Source organism: Candidatus Electronema sp. TJ, from assembly GCF_048287355.1.
In the GTDB taxonomy this organism is placed as follows: Bacteria; Desulfobacterota; Desulfobulbia; order Desulfobulbales; family Desulfobulbaceae; genus Electronema.
This window is the reverse complement of record NZ_JBLWEP010000122.1, coordinates 1-2550: the sequence shown is the minus strand read 5'-3', so window position 1 is coordinate 2550 and position 2550 is coordinate 1. Positions and strand designations below refer to the sequence as shown.

2 protein-coding genes are annotated in these 2550 nt (G+C 56.9%); one reads left to right on the top strand and one right to left on the bottom strand.

All coding sequences use genetic code 11. The features are described from left to right. The coding region (locus tag ACNKID_RS09210; RefSeq protein WP_417913136.1) for a leucyl aminopeptidase family protein at positions 1-983 on the bottom strand (983 nt) is incomplete at its 3' end. 145 nt (positions 984-1128) lie between these two features. Between ACNKID_RS09210 and ACNKID_RS09205 the strand changes: the two genes are divergently transcribed. Beyond that, positions 1129-2208 carry a hemolysin family protein gene (locus tag ACNKID_RS09205; protein ID WP_417913135.1) on the top strand — a complete coding sequence of 360 codons (1080 nt, stop codon included), beginning with the start codon at positions 1129-1131 and terminating at the stop codon, positions 2206-2208. The last annotated feature ends 342 nt before the right edge of the window (positions 2209-2550 follow it).

The following is a 2550-nucleotide window of genomic DNA, read 5'->3' as shown; positions in this document are numbered from 1 at the left end:
ATCAAGGCCACCACGTTGATGCCCTTTGGCTTTTCTTCGGCAATGGCCTGCATGGCGCAGATAACCGCTGCGCCGCCGCACATGTCGTACTTCATTTCGTCCATGCCCTGCGGCGGCTTAAGACTGATGCCGCCTGCGTCAAAGGTCAGGCCTTTGCCGACCAGCATCAGGGTTGGGGCTTTCTTCTCGTCGCTGCCCTGATAGCGGAGAATAACCAGTTTCGGCGGCTGGGCTGAACCACGGCTCACACCGAGCAGACCGCCCATGCCCAGCTTTTTCATCTCCGGCTTACCCAAAACCGTACATTCCAAGCCGTGCTCCTTCGCCAGCTTCTCGCCAAACTCGGCAAAGCGGGCGGGAGTCCAGACATTGCCTGGCTCATTGGCCATGTCTCTGGCCGCGCAGGCCGCCTTGGCCGCCCGCTCGCCTTGGCTGATGCCCTGTTTGACCGCCTCCTGCGCAAGTCCGCCTGCATGAAGAGCCATTGACTCAATTTTCACCGGCGGCTCCTCGTCCTTCTTCTTGCTCTTGTGGCGGTCGAAACGGTATGCGCCGAGCAACAAGCCCTCGCTCACCGCCTCCGCCACCTCGTCGTCTGGTAATCCGGTGTTTTCAGGCAGAACAGCCAGCAGGCTTTTCACCTTCAGCTTGGCCGCCTGCTGCGCCGCTGTGCCTGCGGCCAGACGGAGCTGCTCACGCAGGGCATCCGCGCTGATGTCCTCGCCAGTTTTGCCCAGCCCGACCGCCAGCACCCGGCCTGCGGCTAAATTGTGCTTGATATCCTTGTTCGCGGCGGCAGGATAGAAAAGGAACGTCTCGCATTTCTTGCCAGAGAAATCCTTGCTCTTCCAAGCGTATTTGATGTTCCGCCGCAGCACTTTGCAAGGACACATCACCGCGTTTCCTCCGGTCTCCCGAAGGAAATAGACGAGCATGTCGCCGTCAAACTGTTCCAAGTCGCCTTTTTCCAGCTGAATCTTCATGCGCTGTTCTCCCCTTTTGGATGTTAGCCTGCGCTGCCGCAGCAGCAATCGGTGGCATTATACTCTGTTCCAGCGATTGGCAAAACAGTTCGTTTCAGGTAAGATGCAGAAATTGTCAGAACAATCCGTTCCAAGAGGAAAAAACATGGTGCCAGAACTTGTCCTCGCCGTCAGCCTGTCGGTTTTTTTTTCCTTCTGCTGTAGCCTGCTGGAAGCTGCGCTGTATTCGCTGCCGATCAGCAAAATTGAGATGATGGCCGAAGAGCATCCAAAAGCGGCAGCGGCACTCAGAACGCTGAAAGCCAATATTGACCAGCCCATCGCCGCCATCCTCACGTTGAACACCATCGCCAACACAATGGGAGCCGCCATAGCCGGTGCGGCAGCGGCAGCGGTCTTTGGCGAATCCAGCCTGATCTGGTTTTCCGCGTTGTTCACCCTGATCATTCTGCTTTTTTCGGAGATTCTGCCAAAAACTGTCGGCGTGGCTTTCAACGCCATGCTGGCCCCGTATATTGCCCAGCCGCTCAGCCTGTTGGTTTTCCTGCTCAAACCGATGATTTTCATCGGCCAGACCGTGACCAAGCTGGTGCCCAAGGGCGAAGGCCATGTTGTGTCAGCGGACGAGCTGCTGACTATCGCCCGCCTGAGCCGCAGCTCCGGTGAGATCGGCGCGGAGCAGGAGGCGGTGATCACCAACATCATTGCCCTGCGCCGCAAGACCGTGCGTCAGGTGATGACCCCGCGCACCGTCATGTTCAGCATGAGCAAAGACTTGACAGTGGCTGAGGCGGTGCGGGAAGAGGAGCGGTGGCGCATCCACAGCCGGGTGCCAGTTTGCGGCGATGACAGCGATGACGTGGTCGGCATCGTCCGCAGCTACGAGGTGATGGCGGCGGTCTCCGACCAGTCGCAGCGCAGACTGGAAGAGCTGATGCGTCCGGCGCATTTTGTCCCGGAGATTGCGCCGCTGGACAAGGTGATGCTGGAGTTTTTTGAACGCCGCCAGCATCTTTTCGTGGTGGTGGATGAGTATGGCGGCGTGACTGGGGTGATCAGTTTGGAGGACATCATTGAAGAAATTATGGGCCGGGAGATCATGGACGAGTCCGACCGAACCGGCGACATGCGCGATTTGGCCCGGACCAAGCGGAAAGCCGCAGGGGAGGCCGTCTCAGACTCTTCCAATGCCCGAGCAGCGCAACCGCCCTTCGCGCAGCAGTAAACTCTCTCCGGCACAGCATGCGGGCAGCATGGGCAGCCTCCTGACAACAACAGGCTGTTCTCTGCAAAAAGAGAGAAACGCCTGCGCTGTGCCTGCCTGTTTTCTTGCCAATCAAAATGGCTCCATTCTGTGTGTCAAAATGGCACCATTCTGTATGTCAAAATGGTGCCATTCTATATATCAAAATGGCTGTATTTTGATTCGCAAAATCCATGCTGCTTGATTCGCAAAATCTGTGCCTTTTGGAAGGCAAAACTTACGCCTTTTGACTCGCAAAACCTATGCCTTTTGGAAGGCAAAACCTACGCCTTTTGATTCGCAAAAGGCATGCTGTTTGATGTG